At 66.7% G+C, this 26,509-nt stretch carries 28 protein-coding genes; 17 read left to right on the top strand and 11 right to left on the bottom strand.

The annotated features are described in order from the left end of the window. Positions 1 to 89: 89 nt before the first annotated feature. A complete protein-coding gene (locus ASC78_RS02945) occupies positions 90 to 1,067 on the top strand; it encodes a LysR family transcriptional regulator (protein ID WP_055796137.1) in 978 nt (325 codons plus the stop codon). A gap of 18 nt (positions 1,068 to 1,085) precedes the next feature. Here the strand turns inward: ASC78_RS02945 and ASC78_RS02940 are convergent, their stop codons facing one another. From ASC78_RS02940 to ASC78_RS02915, 6 genes are all read right to left on the bottom strand, one after another. Then, positions 1,086 to 3,380, bottom strand: coding sequence for a TonB-dependent receptor (locus ASC78_RS02940; protein ID WP_055796135.1), 2,295 nt, complete (start codon positions 3,378 to 3,380; stop codon positions 1,086 to 1,088). A gap of 12 nt (positions 3,381 to 3,392) precedes the next feature. Further along, on the bottom strand, positions 3,393 to 4,388 hold the full coding sequence (locus ASC78_RS02935) for a tripartite tricarboxylate transporter substrate binding protein (RefSeq protein ID WP_055796132.1): 996 nt from the start codon (positions 4,386 to 4,388) through the stop codon (positions 3,393 to 3,395). Beyond that, the gene (locus ASC78_RS02930; protein ID WP_055796129.1) at positions 4,385 to 5,275 is read right to left on the bottom strand and encodes an ABC transporter permease; all 891 of its coding nucleotides are present in this window, start codon (positions 5,273 to 5,275) and stop codon (positions 4,385 to 4,387) included. Before ASC78_RS02930 ends, ASC78_RS02935 begins: the two co-directional genes overlap by 4 nt. Then, positions 5,257 to 6,435, bottom strand: a complete 1,179-nt coding sequence (locus ASC78_RS02925; protein WP_055796126.1) for a hypothetical protein — start codon at positions 6,433 to 6,435, stop codon at positions 5,257 to 5,259. The genes ASC78_RS02930 and ASC78_RS02925 overlap by 19 nt, the downstream gene beginning before the upstream one ends. Next, positions 6,432 to 7,340, bottom strand: coding sequence for a PQQ-dependent catabolism-associated beta-propeller protein (locus ASC78_RS02920; protein WP_443082703.1), 909 nt, complete (start codon positions 7,338 to 7,340; stop codon positions 6,432 to 6,434). Before ASC78_RS02920 ends, ASC78_RS02925 begins: the two co-directional genes overlap by 4 nt. A 140-nt stretch (positions 7,341 to 7,480) precedes the next feature. Further along, on the bottom strand, positions 7,481 to 8,194 hold the full coding sequence (locus ASC78_RS02915) for an ABC transporter ATP-binding protein (protein WP_055796119.1): 714 nt from the start codon (positions 8,192 to 8,194) through the stop codon (positions 7,481 to 7,483). Positions 8,195 to 8,760: 566 nt separating this feature from the next. Here ASC78_RS02915 and ASC78_RS02905 point away from each other — a divergent pair. The 13 genes from ASC78_RS02905 (at position 8,761) to ASC78_RS02845 (ending at position 20,022) form a co-directional block, all read left to right on the top strand. Then, a complete protein-coding gene (locus ASC78_RS02905; protein ID WP_443082702.1) occupies positions 8,761 to 10,536 on the top strand; it encodes a methanol/ethanol family PQQ-dependent dehydrogenase in 1,776 nt (591 codons plus the stop codon). Between the two features lie 102 nt (positions 10,537 to 10,638). Then, the gene (locus ASC78_RS02900; protein WP_055796109.1) at positions 10,639 to 11,043 is read left to right on the top strand and encodes a c-type cytochrome; all 405 of its coding nucleotides are present in this window, start codon (positions 10,639 to 10,641) and stop codon (positions 11,041 to 11,043) included. Continuing rightward, on the top strand, positions 11,040 to 11,930 hold the full coding sequence (locus tag ASC78_RS02895; RefSeq protein ID WP_055796107.1) for a substrate-binding domain-containing protein: 891 nt from the start codon (positions 11,040 to 11,042) through the stop codon (positions 11,928 to 11,930). The genes ASC78_RS02900 and ASC78_RS02895 overlap by 4 nt, the downstream gene beginning before the upstream one ends. A gap of 11 nt (positions 11,931 to 11,941) precedes the next feature. Continuing rightward, positions 11,942 to 12,637 (top strand): hypothetical protein, encoded by a 696-nt coding sequence (locus ASC78_RS02890; protein ID WP_055796104.1) that lies wholly within the window; start codon positions 11,942 to 11,944, stop codon positions 12,635 to 12,637. A gap of 37 nt (positions 12,638 to 12,674) precedes the next feature. Continuing rightward, entirely contained in the window at positions 12,675 to 13,046 is a 372-nt protein-coding gene (locus ASC78_RS02885) for a hypothetical protein (RefSeq protein ID WP_235504972.1), read from the top strand. 22 nt (positions 13,047 to 13,068) lie between these two features. After that, the gene (locus ASC78_RS02880; RefSeq protein WP_055796101.1) at positions 13,069 to 14,052 is read left to right on the top strand and encodes a YVTN family beta-propeller repeat protein; all 984 of its coding nucleotides are present in this window, start codon (positions 13,069 to 13,071) and stop codon (positions 14,050 to 14,052) included. Positions 14,053 to 14,096: 44 nt separating this feature from the next. Then, entirely contained in the window at positions 14,097 to 14,642 is a 546-nt protein-coding gene (locus tag ASC78_RS02875) for an SRPBCC family protein (protein ID WP_055796098.1), read from the top strand. Positions 14,643 to 14,674: 32 nt separating this feature from the next. Beyond that, on the top strand, positions 14,675 to 15,694 hold the full coding sequence (locus ASC78_RS02870) for an AAA family ATPase (RefSeq protein WP_055796095.1): 1,020 nt from the start codon (positions 14,675 to 14,677) through the stop codon (positions 15,692 to 15,694). Positions 15,695 to 15,720: 26 nt separating this feature from the next. Continuing rightward, the gene (locus ASC78_RS02865) at positions 15,721 to 16,596 is read left to right on the top strand and encodes a DUF58 domain-containing protein (protein WP_055796091.1); all 876 of its coding nucleotides are present in this window, start codon (positions 15,721 to 15,723) and stop codon (positions 16,594 to 16,596) included. Then, on the top strand, positions 16,593 to 17,462 hold the full coding sequence (locus ASC78_RS02860; RefSeq protein WP_055796089.1) for a hypothetical protein: 870 nt from the start codon (positions 16,593 to 16,595) through the stop codon (positions 17,460 to 17,462). Before ASC78_RS02865 ends, ASC78_RS02860 begins: the two co-directional genes overlap by 4 nt. A 15-nt stretch (positions 17,463 to 17,477) precedes the next feature. After that, a complete protein-coding gene (locus ASC78_RS02855) occupies positions 17,478 to 18,479 on the top strand; it encodes a vWA domain-containing protein (RefSeq protein ID WP_055796087.1) in 1,002 nt (333 codons plus the stop codon). After that, complete coding sequence (locus tag ASC78_RS02850; RefSeq protein ID WP_055796085.1) at positions 18,476 to 19,027, top strand: hypothetical protein; 552 nt, start codon at positions 18,476 to 18,478, stop codon at positions 19,025 to 19,027. The genes ASC78_RS02855 and ASC78_RS02850 overlap by 4 nt, the downstream gene beginning before the upstream one ends. Next, on the top strand, positions 19,024 to 20,022 hold the full coding sequence (locus tag ASC78_RS02845) for a VWA domain-containing protein (protein ID WP_055796083.1): 999 nt from the start codon (positions 19,024 to 19,026) through the stop codon (positions 20,020 to 20,022). Before ASC78_RS02850 ends, ASC78_RS02845 begins: the two co-directional genes overlap by 4 nt. Here the strand turns inward: ASC78_RS02845 and pqqE are convergent. The 5 genes from pqqE to pqqA all read right to left on the bottom strand — a co-directional run bounded on the left by pqqE (position 20,006) and on the right by pqqA (position 23,319). Continuing rightward, positions 20,006 to 21,157: a pyrroloquinoline quinone biosynthesis protein PqqE gene (gene pqqE, locus ASC78_RS02840; protein ID WP_157634371.1), complete on the bottom strand. Its 1,152-nt coding sequence runs from the start codon at positions 21,155 to 21,157 to the stop codon at positions 20,006 to 20,008. The genes ASC78_RS02845 and pqqE overlap by 17 nt on opposite strands. Continuing rightward, positions 21,154 to 21,447: a pyrroloquinoline quinone biosynthesis peptide chaperone PqqD gene (gene pqqD, locus ASC78_RS02835; protein WP_055796082.1), complete on the bottom strand. Its 294-nt coding sequence runs from the start codon at positions 21,445 to 21,447 to the stop codon at positions 21,154 to 21,156. Before pqqD ends, pqqE begins: the two co-directional genes overlap by 4 nt. Next, positions 21,444 to 22,208: a pyrroloquinoline-quinone synthase PqqC gene (pqqC, locus tag ASC78_RS02830; protein WP_055796079.1), complete on the bottom strand. Its 765-nt coding sequence runs from the start codon at positions 22,206 to 22,208 to the stop codon at positions 21,444 to 21,446. The genes pqqD and pqqC overlap by 4 nt, the downstream gene beginning before the upstream one ends. A gap of 31 nt (positions 22,209 to 22,239) precedes the next feature. Continuing rightward, positions 22,240 to 23,163, bottom strand: coding sequence for a pyrroloquinoline quinone biosynthesis protein PqqB (pqqB, locus tag ASC78_RS02825; protein ID WP_055796076.1), 924 nt, complete (start codon positions 23,161 to 23,163; stop codon positions 22,240 to 22,242). A gap of 81 nt (positions 23,164 to 23,244) precedes the next feature. After that, positions 23,245 to 23,319 (bottom strand): pyrroloquinoline quinone precursor peptide PqqA, encoded by a 75-nt coding sequence (pqqA, locus tag ASC78_RS26830; protein WP_010100094.1) that lies wholly within the window; start codon positions 23,317 to 23,319, stop codon positions 23,245 to 23,247. 163 nt (positions 23,320 to 23,482) lie between these two features. On the opposite strand from pqqA, the gene ASC78_RS02820 reads away from it, so the two are divergent. Genes ASC78_RS02820 through ASC78_RS02810 form a run of 3 tightly spaced genes read left to right on the top strand, consistent with a single transcriptional unit; the run spans position 23,483 to position 26,504 of the window. Continuing rightward, entirely contained in the window at positions 23,483 to 24,484 is a 1,002-nt protein-coding gene (locus tag ASC78_RS02820; RefSeq protein WP_235504971.1) for an alpha/beta fold hydrolase, read from the top strand. Beyond that, entirely contained in the window at positions 24,481 to 25,860 is a 1,380-nt protein-coding gene (locus ASC78_RS02815; RefSeq protein WP_055796073.1) for a histidine kinase, read from the top strand. Before ASC78_RS02820 ends, ASC78_RS02815 begins: the two co-directional genes overlap by 4 nt. Continuing rightward, complete coding sequence (locus tag ASC78_RS02810) at positions 25,857 to 26,504, top strand: response regulator (protein ID WP_055796070.1); 648 nt, start codon at positions 25,857 to 25,859, stop codon at positions 26,502 to 26,504. The genes ASC78_RS02815 and ASC78_RS02810 overlap by 4 nt, the downstream gene beginning before the upstream one ends. The last annotated feature ends 5 nt before the right edge of the window (positions 26,505 to 26,509 follow it).

The following is a 26,509-nucleotide window of genomic DNA, read 5'->3' as shown; positions in this document are numbered from 1 at the left end:
GCTGTCGGTGAAGTGAATGTAGGCCGCATGACAGATAAAGAAAAATTAAATCTTTTGACATTCACATTTGCCAAACCTAATATCACTTCATGCCTCTTTCCAAGCACGCGAGTTTTCGCCAGCTCGCCACCTTCCACGCCGTCGCGCGGCTCGGCAGCGTTTCACTTGCTGCAGACGAAATGCACCTGACGCAACCCGCGGTATCGATTCAGATCGGCACGCTCGAAGAGTCGGCTGGCACGCCGCTGTTGCAGCGCACGGGCCGCGGCATCCGGCTGACGGAGGCGGGCGAACTGCTGGCCGGTTACGCCGGCCGCATCCTCGACCTCTGGCGCGAGGCGGGGGACGAGATGGCCATGCTGCAGGGCGTGTTCTCGGGCACGCTGCGCGTCGGCGCCATCACCACGGCCGAGTACCTGCTGCCGCCCATCCTGGTGAACTTCGCCAAGGAACACCCGAAGGTGAAGGTCAAGCTGCAGGTGGGCAACCGCGACGAGATCGTGCGCATGCTCGCGGGACAGGAGATCGACATCGCCATCATGGGCCGCCCCCCCGCGGAGCTGAAGACCGATTCCAGCGCCTTCGCCAAGCACCCGATGGCCTTTCTCGCGGCGCCTTCCCATCCGCTGATGTTGGCGCCCAAACCCACGCTTGCCATGCTGTCGGACACGCGCATGCTGGTGCGCGAGCGCGGCTCGGGCACGCGCACCACGGTCGAACGCTTCTTCAAGGACCAGGGACTGCCGCTGCGCATCGGCTCCGAACTGTCGAGCAACGAGGCCATCAAGCAGATGTGCGCCGCGGGCTTCGGCATCGCCTTCCTGTCGATGCACACCTGCGTGCTCGAGATGAACGCCGGCCTGTTGGGCGTGCTGCCGGTGCCGGGCAATCCGGTGGTTCGCGACTGGTACGTGATGCACCTTGCATCCCGGCAGTTGCCGCAGGTGGCGCTGGCGTTCGAGGACTATCTGCGCACGAATGGCCAAGCGCAGATCAAGCATCAGCTCGGCACTCTGCCAGCCGCGCGCCCCGCAGCTAAGAAGCGCAGCGTGAAGCGCGCCGCCTGAACCTTTCGGTGCGCGGCCTCAGACCCCGAGCTGCACGCGCACGCCAACCCACACCGCGCGCGGGGCGCCCGGCGCCACGAACTGCGCGTTACGCCATGCATCCGGCGCAAGCACCGCGCCGCTGGCGTCGAACCCGTTGCGGCCCAACTGGCCGGCGCTGGCATAGCGGCGATTGAACACGTTCGCCACCTTGGCAAAAAGCTCCACGTTGCGGCCCAGCTTCCAGCGTGTGGTGAGGTCCAGCAGCGCATAGCCACCGATGCGGCCGCTGCCGCTGAAAAGATCCCCATCGGGTGCGTGCAAGCCGTTCTCATTGCCGCGCACCGTCTGCCGCGAGTAGGCGCGGTATTGCGCGCCCAAGGTCCAGCCGGGCGTCACGCGCCAGTCGACGTTGAACTTGAGCGCATGCGCCGGCAAGCCCGGCAGCCGATCGCCGCGCCGAACCGCGATTTCTCCTTCGCCGGTGCAGGAGGCGCTGGTCTCGGCACTGCTGTTCGCTTCGGCCACCAGGCAGGCCGGGGAGTCGTATCTCGCGCGCAGGTAGCTGTACGACAGAGACCAGTCGACGCGCTCGGTCTGCTGCGAGAGGCCGAGTTCCACCCCCTGGCGCAGGGTGCGGCCGAAGTTGCTGAAATAGCCGCGCGAGAGCCCGCTGCTGATAAACAGCAGATCGTCCTTGTTGACCGTGCGGAACACCGATGCATTCCAACGCAGGTCCTGCGCAAAGCGTCCGCGCAGCCCGGTTTCGAAGGTCTGCGACACCACCTGCTTGAGCGGCGGATCGGCCTGCAGCGCATTGGGCAGCACGCAGGCGTTTGCCGGATCGGAGCAGCCGAGTTCGATCGGGCTCGGTGCGCGGTTGCCCTGGCTCCAGCCGGCATAGGCCGTGAGCTGCGGCGTGGCCTGCCATGTGAGGCCGATGGCGGGATTGAACTTCTTGTAGCGGCCTTCACCGTCGAGCTGGGTTGAGAGCCCGAGCAAGGCGCGCCCGTCGTCGCGGGTGGTCACGCGGGTGTCGTTGTAGCGGCCCGAAAGGCTCAGTTGCAGGTCCGGCCGCAGCGTTACCAGGTCGGAAAAATAGATGCTTGCGGTGCGGCTCTTGCCTGCAAGCAGCGCATCCACCTCGGCTTCTTCCTGCGGCACCACGGCGCGGGTGGAATCCAGCAAACCTTCAGCTTCCGTCTGCAAGAAGTGGGTACGCGCGCGATCCACCGAGGCGCCGAAGGTGAGCTGATGCATGCCCGCCGTATAGGTCGATTGCAGTGCGACGCCTTCGCCGTGCTGCCGCGTGTAAGTGCGGTTCTCGACGCCCGAATTTCCGCTCTCGGCCGGATCGAAATCGTCGTTGAGGTCACCGTTGAGCGTGCTGTACCGCGAGCGCCGCGTGTATGCGGTCATCGAAATCGTCTGCTGGTCGCTCAAGCGGTAGCTGCCATTGAGCGTGAGCATCGACATGCGGTTGCCGGTTCGGTCGGGCCGCGTATAGACCTGTTTGCGGTCTTGCATCAGCATGGACTCGGGCAACAGGCCGTTGCCCACCAGCCGGTTGTCGCCATGGGTAAAGCTCAGGTCCCAGGAGAGCTTGCCGCTGTCTTGCCCCACCTTGGCAAAGAGCTGGCGAACGCGCGAGGGCGAGTAATTGCGCCAGCCGTCTTCGTTGAGCCCGCCGAGTGCCAGAAACAGATGCCCGCCTTCGGCCAGCTTGCGGCCGTGCGTGAGCTCGGTGCTCACGCGGCCGAACGAGCCGGCCTGCAGCTCCAGCTCGGTGCCGGGGTGCGTGTCGCCCCGCTTGGTCTGCAGCGACAGGGTGCCGCCGAGCGTGTTCAGGCCGAACAGCGGATTGGAGCCCGGCAGCAGCGTGATGCTCGAGATGGCCGCCTTCGGAATCAGGTCCCAGTTCACCACGTCGCCGAAGGGCTCGTTGATGCGCACGCCGTCCTGGTACACCGACAGGCCCTGCGGCGTGCCGAGCACCGGGCTCGCGCTGAAGCCGCGGTAGTTCACGTCGACCTGGTACGGGTTGCCCTGGATCTCGTTCACGTTCACGCTCGGCATCTGCGTGGCCATGAAGTCGGGCAGGTTCAGGCTCTGCGCGCGGCGCAGATGCAGGTCGTCGGCGGTCTGCACGTTGGACGGAATCTGGTCCTTCGGCACCTCGATGCCCGGCACGGGGGTGGTGCTGACCGCCTCCACGGTCGGCAGGCTGCCTACCTGAGGCGCGGTTTCCTGCGCTTGTCCCGGCATCGGACAGGCCGCGGCGGCCACGGCAAGGCCGATCAGGCGGCGGTTCGTCGTCTGGTTCGATCGGATCACGGGTTCCCCTCCTCAGGTGCCGGAGCGCGTAAGGCCCAGCTTCTCCACCATGGCGCGCTCCTGCGCGAAGATTTCGCGGCACGACTGCGCGTACGCTTCCGGCCCGAGGTAATCGACCTCCTGGTCGTACTTGGCCAGTTCGTCCTTGAAGCGCTGGTCGAACATGGCTTTCTTGAATACGTCGTGCAGCACCTTCACCACGGCCGGCGGCACGCCGCGCGGCCCGGCCAGGCCGAAGGGCGACTTGGCCACGATGTCGAAGCCGAGCTCGCGCAGCACGGGCACCTGCGGCCAGCGCTTCGAGCGTTCGCCCGAAAAGATTGCCAGCAACCGGAGCGTGCCCGAGTCGACCGCGGGCCCGAAGCCGGTGGAATTGACGCCGGCCATCACCTGCCCGCCCGCAATCGCGTTCAGCTGCTCGGCGGTTCCCTTGTAGGGCACGTGGATGTAGCGCAGGCCGCGCGCTGTGAACAGCGCCTCCAGCACCATGTGCGGCGTGGTGCCGATGCCGTTGGTGGCAATGGTCAGCTCGCCGGGCCGCGCACGCGCGAATGCAAACAGGTCTTCGAGCGAACGCACGGGGCTGCCCGCCGCAACCAGCATGCCGAAGGTGACGCTGGACACCTGGATGATCGGCGTCACGTCGCGAATCGGATCCCACAGCACCTTTTGCGTGTGCGGCGCGCGGAACACCGTCTGCGGCATCTGGGCGATGGTGTAGCCATCGGGCCGCGCCTGCTGCAGCACCGGCATGGCCAGCGTGCCGCCAGCGCCGCCGCGGTTCTCGGTGAGCACCGGCTGCCCCAGCGCAACCGAGGCCAGCTCCGCCAGGATCCGCAGCGAGATGTCGGTGGCGCCGCCCGCGGGCCAGGGCACCCAGAGCGTCACCGCACGGGAAGGAAAGGGCTCCGTCGAGGCCACGGCGCGTGCCAGCGGCAATGCGCCCAGCGCCAGCGCGCCCGCATTGCGCAGCCAGCGGCGACGGGTGGAGGCGCCCTGCCCGCTCATGGCCCGCCTCCGCCGCGCTTGGTCAGGCCGCCGAAGCCGCGCTGCGGGTCGTAGCCCCAGCACGCGAGGCCGAAGAAAACCGCCAGGCAGCCGAGCACCACGTAGGGCGCAAGGCCCGGATCCTTGCCGTATAGCGCAAAGCGGATCCACTCCACGGCATAGGTGAAGGGATTGAAGCGCGCCAGCTGGTACACCCACTCGGCCCCGGACTCCTGCAGCTTCCACAGCGGATAGAGCGCGGTCGACAAGAAGTACATCGGAAAGATGACGAAGTTCATCGTGCCCGCAAAGTTTTCCAGCTGCTTGATGTGCACCGACAGCAGCAGCCCGAGCGCGCCCAGCATGAGCGCGCCGGCGGCCAGCGCCACCAGCGCATGCAGGCCGGACAGCGACAGCAGCGGCAGCTCGGTGCCGATGAGCGCCGCCACGATCACGAAGGCCAGCGCCTGCAGCACCGACAGCAGCGCGGTGGCGCACAGCTTGGAGAACAGCAGCCAGGGACGCGGCAGCGGCGCCGTCAGCAGGAGGCGCATCAGCCCCATCTCGCGGTCGTACACCATGGCCAGCGACGACTGCATGCCGTTGAACAGCAGCACCATGCCGACCAGCCCCGGCACGATGTACACGTCATAGGGAACGTAGGTGTCGTAGGGCTCCACGATCGCCACCCCGAACACATTGCGAAAGCCGGCCGCGAACACCGCCAGCCACAACAGCGGCCGTACCAGCGCCGACACCAGCCGCCCGGTCTGCTGCGAGAACTTGTAGAGCTCGCGCAGCATGATGGCGCGCATGGCCTGCAGCGCGTGCGCCACGCCCCGCCGCGCCACAAGCTCGGCGTTTTCGCTCGCGGGCGTCTTTGCCGTCTTCAGCGTGCGATCGGACATAGCTTCTCCGGTGCGTCGGCGCCCAGCGTGTCGAGCACGTCGCGCGGATGCAGCATGCCTTCGGCCGGGGCCTGCGAGACCACACCCTGTCCGTCGCTCAGCAGCATGGGCTGGCGCAGCTGGCCGTCCCACACGCGGAAGCTCAGGTTGGTGCCCTTGGAGCCGTCGAGGGTGCCCTTGGCGATGGCCTGGGCCCACGCTGCATTCGGGCCCTTGGGCGCGCCAATGGCGGTTGCCGCCAGGGTCTTGCCGGCCATCCACGCGGCCCAGTCCTGCGCGGTCATCGAGCGCCTGGCGACCTTGGTAAAACGCCGCGACACCTGCGGCGCGCCGTAGCGTTCGAACTGCGCATGCCAGGCCAGCGCCACCAGCCCGCCGTCGCCCACCACCGGCCGCGGCAGCACGGTGCGGTACGGCAGCGTGCGGGCAAATTCGCCGTCGCTGTCGACCACCCACACCGCGTCGTAGCTGTTGCCGGCCGTGAGCAGCAGCGGGTTGGCCAGGTCGCGCTCGCGCGGATCGGCCGAGAGCTTGAAAGGCTTGCTGGCCACCACCTGCAAGCCGTAGCGCTTGATCGAGGCCTGCACTGTGGCCGCGCGGACGGCATCCTGCGGACTGCCGCCCACCAGCAGGAGCACCTTGCTCCATTTGCGTGACACCAGCGTCTGCGCCAACGCATCGCTGCGCATGCGTTCGCTTGGAATCAGATGGAACAGGCGGGCCCGGCAGTCCTTCTGGCGCAGACGGTCGGATGCGTCGCTGAGGTTCAGCACCGGCAGTTTCACGGCATCGGCCACGGCCAGCGTCCAGTCGGCGGGAAGATCGGTCAAAAGCACCGCCGCACCGGCCTTCTCGGCCGCCACGGCCGCGGCGCGGGCCGCATCGAGCGAGGCAGCCGGCGCCGTCGCCAGCGCCACCTCGGCACCGGCCGCGTCGAGCTCGAACCTGGCCTCGTCGAGCGCCACCTCGACCCCTTCGGCCAGCGGGCCGCTGGGATGGCCGAGGTAGGCCCGCTCGATGCGGCTACGCTCCAGGCGAGCATCGTCGGCGGGCGTGATCAAGGTGGCCTTGAGCACTGCCGCGCCCGAGCTGAACGGCGCAAGGAGCAGCGCGACCAGCGCCGCACTCAAAAAATGGCAAACCGTCGCGCGCATCCTCATTCGACGATCACGAGCCCATAGGGCACGCGCCCCACCGGAACGCTCTTGATGGCCTTGGCGCCTGCCACGTCGACCACGGTCACGTCGTCGCTCATTCCGTTGACCACATAGAGCCGCGCCTGCGCCTTGTCGAGCGTGACGTTCCAGGCCCGCTTGCCGACCAGCACCAGCGAGCTCACCTTGCGGCTGGGCACGTCGACAAAGGCCACGTGGTTGGCGCGGCCCAGGCCCACGAAAGCGCGCTTGCCGTCGCTCGTCATCTGGATGCCGACCGGCGTGATATCTTCGGCGCGCGCGCCCTTCACTTCGAACTTCAGCGTGTGGATCACCTCATGCGTGGCGGTGGAGACGATGCTGACGCTGGCTCCCAGCTCGTTGGTGATCCACAGCTCTTTTCCATCCGGCGTGATCGCCATGCGCCGCGGGCGCTTGCCGGCCTTGATGTTCTTCACGACCTTGCCGGTGGCGGTGTCGATCACGTGCACAAGGCTGGCCACCTCCGAGGTTACGTACAGGGTCTTTCCGTCAGCGCTCACCTTGACGCCCTCGGGCTCCGCGCCCACCTTCACGGAGCGCAGCTTCTTGCCGCTGGCCGTGTCGATGAAGCTGGCTTCGCCCGCGTCTTCGTTCGAAACGTAGATCACCTTGCCGTCGGGCGAGAGATCGAAGGCCTCGGGCTCGTCGCCCAGCGCAATGCGCCGCACCGACTTTCCGCTCGCGGGATCGATCAGGTCGGCCTGGTTGGAGTCGGTGCAGGCCACCATGATCTGCCGCTCGGGTGTCAGCTGGATATGGCGGGCGCGCTTGCAGGTTGCAATGGTGCCCTTCACCGTCAGCGTTGCCAGGTCGATCATGGTCAGCGCGTTGTCCTTCTCGCTCGACACATAGGCGGTGCCCTGCGCCATAGCGGTACCGCCCGCCGCGGCCAGCACGAGCGCGAGCGCGCTACGTCCGCAGGCTGCGCGAAGGTGCGCGCCGGAAAGCGAAGGGAAAGATGCATGCGGCATTCGATGTCTCCATTTTTATGACTCGGATTCTTTTTGTTTCACGCGGTGCGTGCGATGAAGCCCGCCTCCAGCGTGGCGCCGCCGAGCAGCTGGCCCACCTCCGCCGGCGTGCCGTCCGCCAGCAGCGAGCCCTTGTGCAGCACGAGCACGCGGTCGGCTCCCTCGGCCTCTTCGACCCGGTGCGTAGCCCACAGCACGCACACGCCGCGTTCGCGCACGTCGGCATGCAATGCGGCCAGCAGATCCTGGCGCGACTTCGGGTCGAGACCGACGGTGGCTTCGTCCATCAGGAGCACGGCCGGCCGGTGCAGGCCCGCACGCGCGAGTTCGACCTTCCGCCGGTTGCCGCCTGACAGTTCGCGCACCTTCCGGTCCAGGTCGGCATCGATGTTCAGGCGCTCGCAGGCCGATGCGATACGCTCTTGCGCCAGCCGACGCGGCAGGCCGTGCAGGTCGGCCTGGAACAGCAGGTTGCGCCGGATGCTCAGGTCCAGATCGAGCGACATCTGCTGGAACACCACGCCGATGTGCCGCAGCGCAGCAGTGGCGGAGCGGCGCAGCGAATGGCCCGCCACTTCGACCTCGCCCTCGTCGGCCGCGAACATGCCGGTCAGCACCTGGAACAGCGTCGACTTGCCCGCGCCATTGGGCCCGAGCAGCGCCACGAACTGGCCTGCGGGCAAATGCAGCGACAACGATTGCAGCGCCGTGCGCGTGCCATAGCGCTTGGTTAAGTCGATGGTTCGCAGCATGTAGGCCGGTGGGATGGGGCGAGCAGTTCGGGCTCCGATGGTATTTGCGGTTTGCATTCGATCCGCAAATTCTGTGCCTCTGGACGACGAGGGTTTTCACTGTGCCGAGTTGCCACGCATCGGCCCGCGCAAGCGCCTTCGCGCTCTTGCTGCGCCGCACACCCGTACTTTGCACGAGACACTTTGCGCCAAATTTGGATGCACACACGTTGCAGGCCTGCGGCAATGCGCGCCGGCAAGCGCGTGACGATGCGCCGAACGCCCGGGATTTCCCTAGGTCCGGTGCGCATTGCGGCATGCCGCCGCGTGCTGCGCGAACGCGGTCTCGTGCACACCTCTTCCGAGTGGAGCCGCGTGTCCCCGCATGGAGCGCGCATCGGGCTTCGAAGTGCTCCGTGCTGGAACTGGCAGGCATGGATGTTGCGGACCGCAGCATTCGCCAAAGCGATCGAAAGATCCGCGGGTGCTGCCATGATCGTGTTCGAAACCCACTGAAATGTGAGGAGACATTTATGAAGTTTTCCAGGCAGATCGCCGGCCGTCTTGTACGGCATATCGGCGTCGCGATGTTGGCTCTTCCGGCTTTGGCGCTTGCCAATGCCGATGTAGAGAAAAACATCGCCAACTCCAAGAACTGGGCCACGCAAGCGGGCGATATGTTCAACCAGCGCTACAGCAAGTTGAATCAGATCACCAAGAGCAACGTGGGCAAGATGCAGGTCGCGTGGACGTTCTCCACCGGCGTACTGCGCGGCCACGAGGGTTCGCCCCTGGTGGTCGACGGAACGATGTACCTGCATTCCCCGTTTCCCAACAAGGTGTACGCACTCGACATCGAAACCCAGAAGATCCTCTGGAAGTACGAGCCCAAGCAGGACCAGTCGGTCATTGCCGTCATGTGCTGCGACACCGTGAACCGGGGCCTCGCCTATGCCGAGGGCAAGGTCTTCCTGCAACAGGCCGACACCACGCTGGTGGCGCTCGATGCAAAGACCGGCAAGGTCGCATGGACGGTGAAGAACGGCGATCCGAAGGTCGGCGCCACCAACACCAACGCACCCCACGTCTTCAAGGACAAGGTCATCACCGGCATCAGCGGTGGCGAATTCGGCGTGCGCGGTTTCCTGGCCGCTTACAACATCAAGGACGGCAAGCTGGCCTGGAAGGGCTTCAGCACGGGGCCTGACGAAGAAATGCTGATGGACCCGGCCAAGTCCATGACCTGGACCGACGGCAAGCTCGCACCGGTGGGCAAGGACTCTTCGCTGAAGACCTGGAAGGGCGACCAGTGGAAGATCGGCGGCGGCACCACCTGGGGCTGGTACAGCTACGACAAGGCGACCAATGCCGTGTACTACGGCACCGGAAACCCGTCGACCTGGAACCCGTCGCAGCGGCCCGGTGACAACAAGTGGTCGATGAGCATCTTCTCGCGCGACGTGGACACCGGCAAGGTCAACTGGGTCTACCAGATGACGCCGTTCGACGAATGGGACTTCGACGGTATCAATGAAATGATCCTGGCGGACATCAACGTCAAGGGCAAGCCGACCAAGGCGCTGGTGCACTTCGACCGCAACGGCTTTGCCTACACGCTGGACCGCGTGACCGGTGCGCTGCTGGTGGCCGAGAAGTACGACCCCAAGGTGAACTGGGCCACGCACGTCGACATGAAGACCGGCCGCCCGCAAGTGGTTGCCAAGTACTCCACGGCGCAGAACGGCGCGGACGTCAACACCAAGGGCATCTGCCCCGCGGCGCTCGGCAGCAAGGACCAGCAACCCGCCTCCTTCGACCCCAACACCAAGCTCTTCTACGTACCGACGAACCACGTCTGCATGGACTACGAGCCGTTCAAGGTCGAGTACACCGCGGGCCAGCCGTACGTGGGCGCCACGCTGTCGATGTACCCCACGCCGGGCAGCCATGGCGGCATGGGCAACTTCATCGCCTGGGATGCGGGCACCGGCAAGATCGTGCAGACCAAGGCAGAGAAGTTCTCGGTGTGGAGCGGTTCGCTGAACACCGCCGGCGGCATCTCCTGCTACGGCACGCTCGAGGGTTACCTGAAGTGCGTGGACGCCAAGGACATCAACAAGGAGCTGTTCAAGTTCAAGACGCCGTCCGGCATCATCGGCAACGTGTTCACCTATGAGCACAAGGGCAAGCAGTACATCGGCGTGTTCTCCGGCATTGGCGGCTGGGCCGGCATCGGCATGGCCGCGGGCATCGACCCCGAGAAGAGCACCGAAGGCCTGGGCGCCGTCGGCGGCTACAAGGAGCTGAGCCAGTACACCGAACTCGGTGGTTCGCTGACAGTGTTTGCGCTGCCGAAGAACTGACGAGTCCGCAATCCGCGAGAGACGAAGCGCGGAACCGGGAGAGCGCACTCAAGAGAGGGCTCTCCCCTTGTATTTCCCCCCAATATCGGAGACCCTGGAGCCATGAAATTTCGTACGTCAGCGTTGCTGCCTTCTCTTTTCCTGATTGCAGGCGCGGTCTGCACCCTGGCTGTTGCCGCGCCGGACCCGGCGCCCTACAAAGTGACCGAGGGCTACAAGGTGGACCCCGAAACCATGAAGGGTTTCCGAACCTGGCGCTCCGCAGCCTGCGACCGCTGCCACGGACCCAACCAGGAAGGCATGGTGGGACCTTCTCTCATCAACAGCTTGAAGACCATGAAGAAGGAAGAATTCATCAAGGTCGTGCGTGACGGACGGCTCGACAAGGGCATGCAGAGCTTCGGCAACAACCCCGCCGTGATGGAAAACATCAACCAGCTCTATGCCTACCTGAAGGGCCGCTCCGACGGCGCCATCACACGCGCACGCGTGGAAGAAAACAAATGACCGCCCGGCCGCGCGCTGGCAGGCCCGTCTCTCTCGGCGCTCGCCTGCGGGCGGGCCTCGCGGGCGCGGCATGCTGCTGCGCGCTGATCCCGGCCATGGCCCAGTTGACGCCGCCACGCAAGGAATTTCGCGTCTGCCAGGACCCCAACAACATGCCCTTCTCCAATACCAAGGGAGAAGGCATCGAGAACCGCATCGCCGAGCTGTTCGGCAAGACGCTGGGACTGCCGGTCGTCTACTACTCGTTTCCGCAGCGGCTGGCTTTCTTTCGCAACACGCTGCGCTACAAGCTGCCGGGACAAGACTATCCGTGCGACATCGTGATGGGCGTGCCGGTCGGGCTGGATGAAGTCTCGGTCACCAAGCCCTACTACCGCTCGACCTACGCACTGGTCTTCCCCAAGGGCAAGGGCATGGACAAGGTGGCTTCGGCGGAAGATTTCCTGAAGCTCGATCCTGCCAAGCTCAAGTCGCTGCGCATCGGCATCTACGACCGCTCACCGGCTTCGCAATGGCTCAACAAGCACGGCCTGCTCGAGCAGGGCGTGCCCTACAAGCTCATGAGCGCCGACCCCGCGCAATACCCGGGCGAAATTGTCGAAAGGGACCTGGCCGAAGGCAAGCTCGATGCGGTCGTGGTCTGGGGCCCGATCGCCGGTTTCTTTGCCCGGCGCGTCAAGGACCCCGCGCTCGTCGTGGTGCCGCTCAAGTCCGAAAAGGGCTTGCGGCTCGACTACCAGATGGCCATGGGCGTGCGCTACGGCGAACGCGAGTGGAAGCAGCAGATCGAGGGACTGATCGAATCCAAAGCTCCCGAGATCCAGGCCATCCTCAAGGAGTACGGCGTTCCGCTGGTCGATGCATCGTTCGGAGTACCCAACAACTGACCAGGTCATCCATGCGCCTCGCCATTGCCTTTCCGCTTCGTCTTTCGCTCTGCGCCCTGCTCTGTGCTCCCCTGGCCCCGCATGCCGAGGCCGACAAGCGCGACTTCTCGGCCGCGGAGCGCCTCCTGTTCATGACGCCGCAGCTGCAAGGCCTGCAGGCACCCATGTTGCTGCGCTACACGTTCGGCAAGACCGGAAGCCTCGAAGAAGCCTTTGCAGACAACGTCACGGTGGCTCTGATCGCCAAGGCCGACGGCAGCTGCTGCGACGCCAAGGGCGTGTTCCTGAGCGGCGCCCGCAAGATCGCGGTGCCCGACGTGCCGGCCGCCGAGGGCAACCCCGTCATCCTCTATTTTCTGGAGCACGACGTCCGCGAGATGAAGCGCCTCGCGCGCGGCTCTGAATATCACTTCCGCAAGCGCATCCGCATGGCGATCTACCAGGACGCCGAGGTGCGCGACGTGTCGCTGCGCTACCAAGGCCGCACGGTCAAGGGCAAGGAGATCGCGTTCAGCCCTTTCCTTGACGACCCGAACCGGCCGAAGTACGAAAAGTTCGCGGGCAAGACCTATCGCTTCACGTTGTCCGACGCGGTGCCGGGCGGCGTCTACGGCATTCGCACCTCCATACCGGGCGAGAGCGCGGCAGCCCAGCCCCTGGTCGTCGAGGAGCTCCTCATCGACGGGGCCAAGGCGCCGGCGCGATAGTGCTGCATCTCTCTCCCTCGAAATTCCAGCGAACGCCATGAAAAAAATCTTCCGCCTTTTTTGCCTTCTCGGCCTGCCGATGGCCGCGCATGGCGCCCCGCAGCGCGCGAATGACTTTCCTACCGTCGACCGTGTGCTGTACGTGCAGGAATGCATCGCCGCGCATCCGGACGCGGGCCGCTTCGAGATGACGAACAAGTGCTCTTGCGCGGTCGATGCCATTGCCAAGGAGATCAAGTATTCGGAATACGTGGACCTGAGCACCGCGGCCAAGGCCACCACCATTGGCGGCGAGCGCGGCGGCTACATCCGCGATTCGGAAAAGCTGCAGGCCGACATCAAGCGCTACAAGGCGCTGCAGGCCAAGGTGAACAATGGCTGCTTCATCGGCCCTCCCACCGCGCGCTGAAACGCCCCCCCGGCACGGGGCCATGACAGGTACCGCAACACCTGTGCGCGCCGGGGTTGCCGCGGTCCTGCTTTGCTGCACCGCGGCTTGGGCTGCGCCGTTCGCCTACATCACCAACCAGGGCAGCCACGACGTGTCGGTGATCGATGTTGCATCGCAGCAGGTGGTGGCCACCGTGCCCGTCGGGCGCTCGCCTGCGGGTGTGGTGGCGTCAAGCTGCGCCGGCCGAGTGTTCGTGTCCAACCCCGACAGCAAGACGATCTCCGTCATCGACATGCGCAGGCAGAAGGTCGTGAACACGCTGCCGGCCGGCAACGGACCGGTCGGCATCGACATCTCGGCCGACGGAAAGCGCCTGTACGTGGCCGACTGGTACAGCAGCCGGCTGCTGGTGTTCGATGCGCAAGCTGCCAATGCCGCAAAACCCCTGGCCTCGATCGCGGTCGGCCGCGCGCCCGCCGGTGTGGCTGCACACCCTGACGGGACCACGGTGTTCGTGGCCGAGCGCGACGACGACAGCGTCGCCGTGGTCGATGCCCGTGCGCGGCGGGTGATGGCGCGCGTGCGGGTCGGCAGCCATCCGTTCGCGCTGCTCTACGACGCCCCGCGCTCCCGGCTCTATGCGCTCAACGTGCAGAGCAACGACGTCTCGGTGGTCGACATGCGCGACACCCGCCGGCCCTCCGTCATTGGCACCGTGAAGGTCGGCAAGGCGCCCTACGGCGCGGCGCTTGCCCAAGGCGGCGCCCTGCTCTACGTGACCAACCAGCACGAAGACACGGTCAGCGTGATCGACGCCGCCTCGCTCAAGGTGCTGCGCACCCTCCCCGGCTTCGCGTACCCCGAAGGCATTGCCGCGCACGGTGACCGCGTGTACGTCGTCAACTGGATGGACGACAACGTGCAGGTGCTCGACGCCGCGAGCGGGCAGAAGCTCAAGACCATTGCCACGGGACAGAACAGCCGCGGATTCGGCGCCTTCATCGGCGCGCCTATGGACCACTGAAATTTTTCGACCCACCTTTCTCATTCTTCATCACGGACGTTTCCATGCCGACACTTCCTTCCAGCCGACGGGCCCTCTCCGTCCTTCTCGCATCCGTTCTTCTTGCCGCATCGGCTCCCGGCCTGGCCCACGGCCCCACGCGCCAGAAGGTGAGCGAGAAAGTCACCATCGAGGCGCCGGCCGATGCCGTGTGGGCCAAGATCAAGAACTTCAATGCGCTGAAGGACTGGCACCCGGTGGTGGCGGAAAGCCCTTCCGACAAGGGCAACACCGAAGGTTCGGTTCGGACCCTCAAGCTCAAGAGCGGCGGAACGCTGATCGAGACGCTCGAGAGCTACGACGAGGCGCAGAAGAAATACAGCTACCGCGCGAAGGACGGCGGCGCGCTGCCGGTCACCAACTACACCTCCACCCTCTCGGTGGTGGCGGACGGCGGCAAGTCCGTTGTCGAGTGGCGCGGTGCCTTCTATCGCGCCTTTCCGAACAACAATCCTCCGCCTGACCAGAATGACGAAGCCGCGCTCAAGGCCGTGACCGACCTCTACCGCAGCGGGCTTGGCAACCTCAAGAAGATGATGGAGTCGAAGTAGCCCGCGGCATCGCGCGACACAGCGGCAACACCATGGGCAACGAAGAACAACTCGAAGACTGGCGCCGCCTCGCATTGCGCGTCGAAAGCGAAGTCGCAAAGGCAATCATCGGGCAGGCCGAGACGATCCGGCTCATCAACGTGGCGCTGTTCGCGCGCGGCCACGTGCTGCTCGAAGGCGACGTGGGGGTCGGCAAGACCACGGTGCTGCGCGCCTTCTCGCGCGCCATCGGTGGCGACTTCGAGCGGGTCGAGGGCACTGTCGACCTGATGCCGGGCGATCTGGTCTATCACACCTACGTCGACGCGCAAGGCCGGCCGCGCATCGACCCGGGGCCCCTGCTGCGCCATGGCGAGCGGCTGGTCACCTTCTTCTTCAACGAGATCAACCGGGCCCGGCCGCAGGTGCAATCGCTGTTGCTGCGCGCCATGGCCGAGCGCACGGTCTCGGCGTTCGACCGCGAGTACAGCTTTCCGCACATGACGGTGTTTGCCGACCGCAACAAGGTCGAGCGCGAAGAAACTTTCGAACTGGCCTCCGCGGCGCGCGACCGCTTCATGTTCGAGCTGAACATGCCCAAACCGAGCGACCGCGGCATTCGCCAGTCGCTGGTGTTCGACACCGCTTACCACGACACCGAAAGCCTGATCGACAAGGTGGCGCCGGCCATCCTGCCCTGGGACCGGCTCAACGCCATCGGTGCACAGGTGCAGCGCAGCGTGCGCGCCAGCGAGACCATCGAGCGCTATGTGCTCGACGTGTGGGAAGCCACCGAGACACCGCAGAAGTTCGGCATTCGGCTGGACAACGTAGACATGGACCGCCTGATCCTTGCCGGCGCCAGCCCGCGTGGCATGAGCGCACTGCTGCGCGCCGCGCGCACGGTCGCCTGGCTCGAGGGGCGCTCGCACCTGGAGCCGGCTGATCTTGCGGCGGTGCTCCCCTCGGTGCTCGGGCATCGCGTGTTCTTCACGCCGGTGTACGAGCTTCGCCGCGCGGAGTTGTCGGAAGCGCTGGTGACGCAGATCATGGACAAGATCGCGGCACCCTGACCGCGCCCCGAAACACCGAGCCGGCCATGGAGCGCGTCGACGAATTCCATTACCAGCTGCCGCGCCGTTTCGGCGGCTGGCGCCCGGGTGCGCAGCGCGGGCTGAGCCAGGGCAGCGGACAGGAATTTGCCGCGCACCGGCGCTTGTTCGACCATCCCGATCCGCGGCGCATCGACCTGCGTGCCAGCGTGCGCGACGGCCGCGGCGACTGGCTGGTGCGCATCCACCGGCTGCGCGTGGCCATTCCCGTGCACGTGGTGGTGGACGTGTCGGCCTCGATGCATTTCGGTGCCGAGCGGCGCAAGCTCGACGTGGTGGCCGACCTGGTCGAGGCGCTGGGCTACAGCGCGTTTCGCGCCGGCGACACCGTCGGCCTGCTGGCCTTCGACCAGCGCGAACGCGAAGACCTCTTTGTGCCGGCGCGCCATAGCCGCGGCAACGGCAGCCTGATGGCGCGGATGCTGCGCGACTGCAGCGCAACGCCTGGCGCCCCCCTCACTGACGGCAGCGCGCTGGCAGGTTTGCGCCGCGCGACCGAACGCATCGTCGGCCGCGGCGGGCTGGTGTTCCTGGCGTCCGACTTTCACTGGCCGACTGCCGCGCTCGGTGAACTGCTCGAACAGCTCGCGCCGGCCTGCGTGGTTCCGCTGGTGGTCTGGGACCCGGCCGAGACCGAGCCGCCGGATGCGCGCGCACTCGTCGCCCTGAGCGATGCCGAAACCGGTGTGCGGCGCAGCCTCTGGATGCGCGAATCGCTGCGCACGCGGTGGCGCGATGCAGTCGCAAAACGGCGAAGCGAACTCACCGCCCTCTTCAACGCGCACGGCATGCCACCCTTTCATATGCATGGCCGTTTCGACGCCGAGGCGCTCACGCGCTACTTCATGGAGACGACGGCATGAACCGGGTCCATGCCGCGCTGCTGGTGCTCGCCATGACAGCGGGCGCGGCAGGTGCGGCCACCGTCGAGCAGCCGCGCGCATTCGGCCACGTGATCGGCGACGTGCTCACGCAGCGCGTACTGCTCGAAGAGGCCGGCCAGCCGTTGCAGCCGGGCGCGTTGCCCAGCACCGCGCGCATCGATCTCTGGCTGGAACGCAGGCCGTCACGCATCGAGACCGATGCCGAGGGGCGGCGCTGGTTGGCCATCGACTACCAGGTGGTCAACGCCCCACGCGCGCTGACCGCCATCTCGCTGCCGGCGCTCAGCATCGCGACCGCATCGGGCCCGGCACTGGCGCTGCCTGCATGGCCGATCAGCATCGGGCCGCTGACGCCGCTCGACGTGCTCGCCGAAGGCGATCTGCAAGCGCTGCGCCCGGACCGTCCGGTTGCGCCGATCTCCACCTTTGCGGTGGAGCAGCAGCTGAAGCTCTCAATGCTTGCGCTCTTGGCCGTGTTCGCGGGTTGGCTCGGCTGGTGGGCATGGCGCAACCGGCGTGAAGCGCAGCAGCTTCCGTTCGCCAATGCCTGGCGCCAGCTGAAGGGTCTCGACGATCCCTCGAGCCCTGAGGCATGGCGCGTGGTGCATCGCGCGTTGAACAAGAGCGCCGGCCGCGTCGTGCACGGCGCCAGCCTGCCGCAGCTGCTGGCCGAGGCACCCTACCTGCGACCGCTGCAACCGCGCCTGGAAGATTTCTACCGCGAGTCGACGCGCCGCTTCTTCTTTGCCGAGAGTGCTGCTGCATCGGCCCAGCTGCACGCCGCCTACCCGCTCAAGCCGCTGTGCCGTGCCCTCTGCAATGCGGAAAAGCGCCACAGGCACTGACACGGGACGCGAACGATGCGCTTCGATCTTGCCCAGCCCTGGATGCTCATGCTGCTGCCGCTCGCGCTGTTGCCGCTGCTGCGCAGGCGCAGCGACACGCTCGGCTTCTCGTACCTGGCGTGGCTGCCAGCCGATCGGGTCGGCCGCCTGGTGGGTTTTCTGTGGCGCGCCTTTGCGGCGGGCGCCATGGCGTTCACGGTGCTCGGTCTTGCGGGACCGGGGCAATCGGGCGCCGTGGTCGAGCGACCCGGCCGCGGCGCGGAGGTGCTCATTCTCATGGACCGCAGCAGCAGCATGGACGCGACGGTCCACACCAACGGCCTGCAGACGGCGGGCCGCATGTCGCAGGAACCCAAGGCCAAGGTCGTGCGTGACCTGCTGAGCGAATTCGTCGCCAAGCGGCCCGACAACCGTTTCGCCTTCATGACCTTCAGCACGGTGCCGGTCGTGGCCGTGCCTTTCACGCAGAAGACGGACACGGTGCAGGCCGCGCTGGCTGCCACCGCCATCGGCCGCGGCCTTCCCGAGACCCGCATGGGCACCGCGCTGCTGGCCGCCATCGAGGAGTTCGAAGGCCGCAGCTATTCGGGAAGCCGCGTGATCCTGATCGTCTCGGACGGCGGCGCCCAGCTCGACGAAGCGACGCGCCAGCGCGTTCATGCGGGCCTTGCACGCGAGAAGATCGGGCTGTACTGGATCTACGTGCGCAGCGGCCCGAACTCGCCCAATCTCAACACCGAGACGGTATCGGCCTACGGCCTCGGCGAGGAACTTGCGCTGCACCAGTTCTTCAAGACGCTCGCCACGCCTTACAGGCTCTATCAGGTGGACGATTCCAATGCGATGGCGGCGGCCATGGCAGAGATCGACAAGCAGCAGAATTTTCCGCTGACCATTCATGAGCGGGTGCCACGGCGTGACCACGGCGCCGCGTTCTATTTGGCGGCCATGCTGTGCTGCGCGGGCCTGCTCGCCTGCCGCGCGGTGCAACTGCAAAGCTGGCGGAAAAACGCATGAAACGACGGACGGTTCACCTGGTCTTTGGCGTCATTAGCCTGTGCTGCGCCGGCGTAGCGCTGGAGCGCGGGCTGCGCCTGCAGCGCACGCAAGGCCTGAACACGGAGATCGCGCGCATCGCCACCGCGCCGATCGCCAAGGATGCCTCGCCCGCGCCCGTTTCCGCGCCGCGCGAGCTGCAACTGGCGCAGGCGCTGGCGCTGTCTAAAGCCGGCGCGCACGATGCGGCGCTCAAGGGATACGCGGCGCTGATCCAGGCCGGGGAACGCGACCCTATCGCGCAGCAGGCGCTGTTCAACCTGGGCAACATGTACCTGCGCCAGGGCATGGCGCAAGAGGCCGGCGCATTGCCCCTGTTCGAACTGGGCAAGCAGCGGCTGCGCGACCTGCTGCGCGCCTCGCCGCAGGACTGGGACGCCCGCTACAACCTGGAGCGCGCGCTGCGGCTCGCACCCGAAGATCACGAGGCTTTCTCCGCCGAGCAGCAGCCCGCGCACGAGCAGCGCCGGGTCCGGGTTCCGGGCTTCGTTGCGGGAGATCTGCCGTGACGCCATCGTCTCCCGCGCGGCGGTGGCTTTCGGCTGCAAGGCGCTTCGGCGGCAGCACGGGCAACGGACCTCTGCTGCTGGCCGTGCTCCTGCTGGCGTTCGCCGTCTGGCCTCCGCGCGTGCAGTTGCAACGCCCGGTGTTCAACTGGCAGGTGAGCTTCGACATCACGCAAAGCATGAACGTCGAGGATGTCGAACTGAACCATACGGCGGTGAGCCGGCTGACCTTGGCGCGCGCGGCCATGCGCGACGTGTTGGGTGCGCTGCCCTGCGGCTCCAAGGTGGGCTGGAGCATTTTTGCGGACTACCGCTCGGTGGTGATCCTTACGCCGGTCGAGGTTTGCAGCCACTATGAAGAACTGCTGGCCTCGCTCGAGCGCATCGACGGCCGCATGCGCTGGGCCAACGCCAGCAACGTGAGCAAGGGCGTGACCTGGGCGGTGCGCGGAGCCCGCAGCATCGGGCCGGACACCGGCTTCGTCTTCATCAGCGACGGCCAGGAATCGCCGCCGCTGCGCATCAACGAGACGCCGCCGATGACCGACATCAAGCCCGGCGACGTGAAGGGCTGGCTAATCGGCGTGGGTGGCGACGTGCCGGTGCCCATTCCCAAAACCGGCAGCAACGGCGAGCCCGCGGGCTACTGGCGTGCCGACGAGGTGGTGCAAGGCTCGGCCATGGGCGGCACGCTCAACCACGAGCATCTTTCAGAGCTCAGGCAAGACCACCTGCGCTCGCTGGCCGAACTGGTGGGTGTGAACTACCGGCGCCTGAACAAGCCCGATGCGCTGATGACGGCGATGCTCGACAGCCGCTACGCGCAACAGGTGCCGACGGACACCGACCTGCGATGGATCCCCGCGCTGCTGGCGCTGCTGCTGCTGGTGTGGCGGTTCGCGCCGGATCTGGGCTGGCTGCGCGAGCGGCAGCCGGCGAAGCGCGAAAAGAAAGCAATCGACAGCGTGCCGCCGCGCGGACTCACGCGTCCGGCGTGACGAGTGCGGCCGAGAGCCGCCGCGAATTGGCCGGATCGCGAAACACCAGCGGATGCTCGGTGGGCGCCGCCGGATCCCGCGCGGCCGCACGCTCCACCGCCTCCACCACGCGATGGTGATCGGGGCTCTTGACGCACACCGGGTCGGCGGCGGCCGCATCCTGCGCCAGCAGGTACGCCTGGCAGCGGCAGCCGCCCAGGTCCTGCTCGCGCTGATCGCAGCTCGCGCAGGGCTCCTTCATCCAGCCGGTGCCGCGGTAGCGGTTGAAGCCTTCCGAGTCGAACCAGATATCGCGCAGGCTGTGCGCCTTCACGTTCGGAAACTCGAGGCCGGGCAGCATCTTGGCGGTGTGGCAAGGCAGCGCGGTGCCGTCGGGCGCCACGGTGAGGAACATGCTGCCCCAGCCGTTGACGCATTTCTTGGCCTTGCCCTCGTGATAGTCGGGCGCCACGAAGAAGATGCGCATGCGCTCGCCGAGCCGCTTGCGCCAGGCGTCGGTCACCTCCTCGGCGTGGCGAAGCTGCTCGTGCGTGGGCAGCAGTTGGTCGCGGTTGACGAAGGCCCACGAGTAGTACTGCGTGTTGGCCAACTCGAGGTACTCGGCGCCCATCTCGTGCGCCATCTCGATGATGCGGTCGATGTGGTCGATGTTCATGCGATGGATCACCACGTTCAGCACCATCGGCCAGCCCTGGTCCTTGATGATCTTCGCGACCCGGTTCTTCAATTCGAAGGTCTTGGTGTGCGAGAGAAAGTCGTTCATCTCGCGCGTGGAGTCCTGGAACGACAGCTGAACGTGGTCCAGGCCCGCGGCCTTGAGCGCGGCGGCGCGCTGCGCCGTGAGGCCGACGCCGGAGGTCAGCAGGTTGGTGTAGTAGCCCAGCCGCGCGGCCTCGGCGATGATGACTTCGAGATCGTCGCGCAAGAGCGGCTCGCCGCCCGAGAGGCCGCATTGCACCGCGCCGAGCTCGCGGCCCTCGCGCAGCACGCGCAACCAGTCCTCGGTGCCGAGCTCGTCCTCCTGCCGGGCGAAGTCGACCGGGTTGAAGCAGAACACGCAATGCAGCGGACAGCGGTAGGTAAGCTCGGCCAGCAGCCAGAGCGGCGGTCCGGGGCGAGGTGCCACATTCGTCATTGGGGATCCCAGCGCAGCCAGTTCTGCTGCGCCGCCATTTCGACGAAGCCGCGCACCTCGGGTTCGAGCCCGGTGGTGTCGAAGGCTTGTTCCAGGTCGGCCACGATGGCCGCGATGCTGCGTTCGCCGTCGCAGCGCTTCATGATCTCGCCCGCACTGCCGTTGAGCCGCACCATGCCCTCGGGATAAAGCAGCACATGGCATTCCTGCGCCGGCTCCCATTGCAGGCGAAAGCCGGGGCCGACGCGAGGTTTGCTCTCGGCGGTCAGCATGGTCTTGCTCGCTGTCATGCGCCGCCCACGCCGTAGCGCGTGGCCATCGCATCGTTCATGGCCCAGAGGATGTCGAGCTTGAACTGCAGCACCTCCAGCGCGCGCTCCTGCAGCGCGCGGGTGTCGAAGTGGTCGAGCGTGATGGCCAGGCCCTGCTCCACGTCGCGCCTGGCCTGGCTCACGCGGTTGCGAAAGTAGGTCAGGCCGCCCGGCTCGATCCAGCCGTAGTGCTCCGGCCAAGTGGCCAGGCGCTGCTTGTGAATCTCGGGCGCGAAGAGTTCCGTGAGCGATGAGCACACCGCCTCCTGCCACGGCGCACGGCGCGCAAAGTTCACGTAGGCATCGACCGCGAAACGCATGGCCGGCACCACGTGGCGCAGGTCGAGCACTTCTTCGCGCGCAAGGCCCACGGCCTCGGCCAGGCGCAGCCACGCTTCGATACCGCCTTCGTCCTTGATTCCGCCGAGCTCGAAGCCGTCGTGGTCGAGGATGCGCTGCACCCAGCCGCGCCGCACCGCAGGGTCGGGGCAGTTCGAGATCACCGCGCCGTCCTTGATCGGAATCGCGATCTGGTAATAGAAGCGGTTCGCCACCCAGCCGCGGATCTGCTCGGGCGTGGCCCGGCCGCTGTTGAGCATGACGTTGAACGGATGGTGGATGTGATAGCTGCGGCCGCGCTCGCGCAGCTTGGCTTCGAATTCTTCGCGGCTCCATGCCGGCGCGGATTTGTCGCTGCCCGCGGCCGCGCGAAATGGGTCCTGGATTCTGTCGGCGTGCATGGTGTCGCGTGTCGCGTTGAGGCGCTTTGAATCAGAGTTGAATGGTCATTCCGTCTTCGCACGGTTCGATGCCTGCGCGCCTGAGCGCCGCGTGCTCTTCGGAATCTTCGTCGAGGATGGGGTTGGTGTTGTTGATATGGATCAGCATGCGCCGCTTGGTGGTCGGCGGCAACCGGGACAACCACTCGATCATTCCGCCCTTGCCCGACTGCGGCAGATGGCCGATCTCCCGAGCATGCTTGCCGCTGACGCCGAGGCGCACCATCTCGTCGTCGGTCCAGAAGGTGCCGTCGACCATCACCGCATCGGCGCTGGCCATGGCATCGAACACGGGCGGCGTGATGGCGCCGAGGCCCGGCGCGTAGAACAGGCTCTTGCCGCTCTTGCGGTCGAAGATGGTCACGCCGATGTTGTCGCCCTCCACCTGCTGTTCGCGGTGCGGCGAATACGGCGCGGCCTTGCCGGTCAGCGCCATCGCGCGAAAGCTCAGGTCGGGCACGCCGGGCACCTCGAAGGCGCTGCCGTCGAGCGCAATCGGTTGCCGCGCCACGCCGCAATAGTGCGAGAGCACGCGCAGCACGGGATTACCCTGACTCAAGTCTTCAGCGACCGGGTCGGTGCACCACAGCGGGAGCGGCGTGCCGCGCTCGCGCAGCATGAAGAGGCCGGTGGCATGGTCGATCTGTCCGTCGATCAGCACCACGCCGGCAATCGCGGTGTCGCGCATCTTGCGGGCCGGCTGCAGCACCGGGCTGCTGCGGATCTGCTCCAGGATGTCGGGCGAGGCGTTGAACAGCACGCCGTCGGTGCTGTCGTCGGGCCGCACGAAGATCGAGGACTGGGTGCGCGCCTTGGCGCGCACCGTGCCCGCGCGCACACCGGCGCAATTGGGGCAGTTGCAGTTCCATTGCGGAAAGCCGCCGCCGGCGGCGGAGCCCAATACGGTGATGCGCATCGAGGGGGAAAAAAAAGAAGAAAGAGGTTCGAAACAACCCGCCCCGCGATTGACGGGACGGGTTGTGACGAGGCGCGCAATTCAGCGTGCGCTGACGTACATCGTGATCTCGAAGCCGAAGCGAAGATCAGTTGCCGTCGGGGTTTCCCATTTCATGTAGTGTCTCCTGCAGAGGTTGCACAGCGCCACCTGGCGACTGCGGGAACTTCGTGTGCTCCAGGACGCATATTGAACCCATGGACCCTCGCGACCTAGCCGTGAAATCATGAATGGCACTTCATGATTTTCATGAATAGCGGCCGTGGGGTCACCGCGTACCATGGCCCCCGTGCTTCCTACCGGCCTGTACCCCGAATCTCCACCCTGGCGAACCCATGCATTGGCCGTGTCGCACGGCCACGTGCTGCATGTAGAAGAAAGTGGTGATCCGGCGGGCATCTGCGCCGTGGTGCTGCATGGCGGGCCCGGATCGGGCAGCTCGCCGCTGCTGCGCCGCTTCTTCGATCCGGCGCGATATCGCGTGATCGCCATCGACCAGCGCGGCGCCGGCCGGAGCCGCCCGCGCGGTGCGACGGCGCACAACCGCACGGCCGATCTTCTGGACGATCTGCGGCACGTGCGCGATCAGCTCGAAGTGCCGCACTGGCTCGTGGCCGGCGGCTCGTGGGGTGCGACGCTGGCGCTCGCGCACGCGCTGTTTGAACCGCAGGCGGTGGCCGCCCTGCTGCTGCGTGCGGTGTTTCTGCCGCGGGCCGAAGACATCGAGGCTTTCTTCCAGGACACGGATGCCCGCGCGCCGGCCGCATGGGCGCGTTTCGCGTCCGTGGCGCCGGCCGATCAGCGCCACGACATGCTCGGTTTCCTCGCTCGCGGGCTGCTGAACGCGTCGTCCGGCGATCTGCCGCGGCGCCTTGCCCTGGCCTGGTGGCGCTGGGAACAGACACTGGCGCGCGGCACAGCCCTACGAAACGAAGAGCCTACGCCCATCGAACCCGACCGCGCCACGCTCGACGCGCTGGTCGACCGCTATCGCGTGCAAAGCCACTACCTTCAGCACCGCTGCTGGCTAGACGCGCCCCCGCTGCTCGACCGCCTCGGCGCGCTGCCGCTGGTGCCTACCCTGCTGCTGCATTCGCGCGACGATCGCATCTGCCGCCCCGAAGGCGCACAGGCGGTGCACGATCGCATCCCGCACAGCCAACTGCGTTGGATCGACGGCGCAGGACACGACCCCTCGCATCCGGCCATGGCCTCCGCGATGGTTGCCGCGCTCGACCGCTACGCGCGGCACGGCCACTTCGGCGACGGATCCGCGTCATGACGCTACGCCTGAAGATCAACCTCATCGTCAGCCTGCTGACCCTGCTGTTCGTCACGGCCATGCTCGCACTGCAGCTACGCGCCATGCGCGAATCGGTACACGAGGAAGTCGTGGCGGCCAATCGCGTGGCTGCGCAGCTGCTGAACCGCACCGCATGGCTCTATGCGGCCCAGGGCACGCCGGCGATGCTGTCGTTCCTGCAGGGCGTGGGGCGCGTGCGCTCCAACGACATCACGCTGCTCGACAACGACGACAAGGTGCTGTACAGCTCGCCGACCTCGGTCTACAAGGCCGGCCGCGACGCGCCCGACTGGTTCGCAGGCTTGGTCTCGCCGCCACCCTCGAAGCTGTCCATCGCCTTTCCGGGCGGCAAACTGATGGTGAATTCCAACGCGTCGCGTGCCGTGCTCGATGCCTGGGACGACTTCGCATTGCTGATGCTGAGCGCGCTCGGCCTCCTGGCGGTGGTCAACGCGGGCGTGTTCTGGCTCGTGGGCCGCGCGACGCGCCCGTTCGCCGACATCGTCGACGCGCTCAACCAGCTCGAGAGCGGGCGCTTCGACGTGGCACTGCGCACCCTGCCCGGTACCGAGGCCGCGGCCATCGGCGCCGCTTTCAACCGCATGGTCGGCATGCTGCAGCAGCACATCGAGACCGAGCGGCGCGCGGTGCGGGCCGAAAGCCGCCTTTCCGAAAGCCGCGAGCTGGGCCGCTGGGTCGACCAGAAGATCGAGCAGGAACGCCGCCTCATCGCACGCGAGCTGCACGACGAGTTGGGCCAATCGGTCACCGCGATGCGCAGCATGGCGTTGTCGATCGCGCAGCGCGTGCAGTCGCTCGATCCGCAGGCGGAGCAGGCGGCGCGGCTGATCGCCGAGGAATCGGCACGCCTTTACACCGCCATGCACGGCATGATCCCGCGCCTGACACCGCTGGTGCTCGACAAGTTCGGGCTGGTGGCCGCGCTCGAAGACCTGGTCGAGCGCACGCGCAACAGCCACGGCGGCGTGGAGCTCGAATGGCGCCTCGGCATCGAACTCGATCGCCTCCGGCTGGACACCGACACGGCGCTGGTCTTGTACCGCGCTGCGCAGGAAGGCATCACCAACGCGCTGCGGCATGGCGAGGCGCACCGGATTGTGCTGGCGCTGGAGGGCGACGAACACGCGGTGAATCTCATGCTCACCGACGACGGCCGCGGCCTTCCCGGCCCTGAAGCCGCAAGGGAAACCAGCGTCGGGCACTATGGCCTGCGTTGGCTCGCCGAGCGCATCGACAGCCTCGGCGGCGAATTGCGCCTTGAACCCGCCGTACCCAGCGGCGCCCGATTGACGGTGCGCCTGCCCTTGCCGGCGGCCGCCACGGAGAACTCATGAACCAAGCGGATCAGACGATTCGAGTGATGCTGGTCGATGACCATGCGCTGGTGCGCATGGGCTTTCGCATGCTGCTGGCCGATGCGAAGATCGAGGTGGCGGCCGAGGCCGACACCGGCGAGCAGGCCTGCCAGGACTATCCGCAGGTGCGGCCCGATCTGGTGGTGATGGACCTCTCGATGCCCGGCATGGGTGGACTAGAAGCCCTGCGGCGCTTGCTGGCTCACGACCCGAAGGCGCGCGTGCTGGCACTGTCCGCTCACGAGGACACGATCCATCCCCGCCGCGTGCTGCGCGCTGGCGCCCTGGGCTACTTGGCCAAGCGCAGCGCACCCGAGGCACTGATTGCCGCCGTGAAGGCCGTGGCGCGCGGCGAGCGCTACATCGACGCGACCACCGCGCAGGCCCTGGCCACAGCGCAGATCGAAGGCGAGGCCAACCCGGCCGACCTGCTCAGCGAGCGCGAGTTCTCGGTCTTCATCCAGCTTGCGCGCGGCATGACGGTGGCGCAGATTGCGAGCACGCTGAACCTCTCGCTCAGCACGGTGGGCTCGCACCTGTACCGCGTGAAGCAGAAACTGGGCGCGGTCAACCAGGCTGAGTTGACCTGGGTGGCGTTGCGCTGGGGGTTGATCCAGGTTTAGCGAGC

This window comes from Variovorax sp. Root318D1, assembly GCF_001424835.1.
Classification (GTDB): Bacteria; Pseudomonadota; Gammaproteobacteria; order Burkholderiales; family Burkholderiaceae_C; genus Variovorax.
This window is presented reverse-complemented; position numbering and strand designations above follow the sequence as displayed.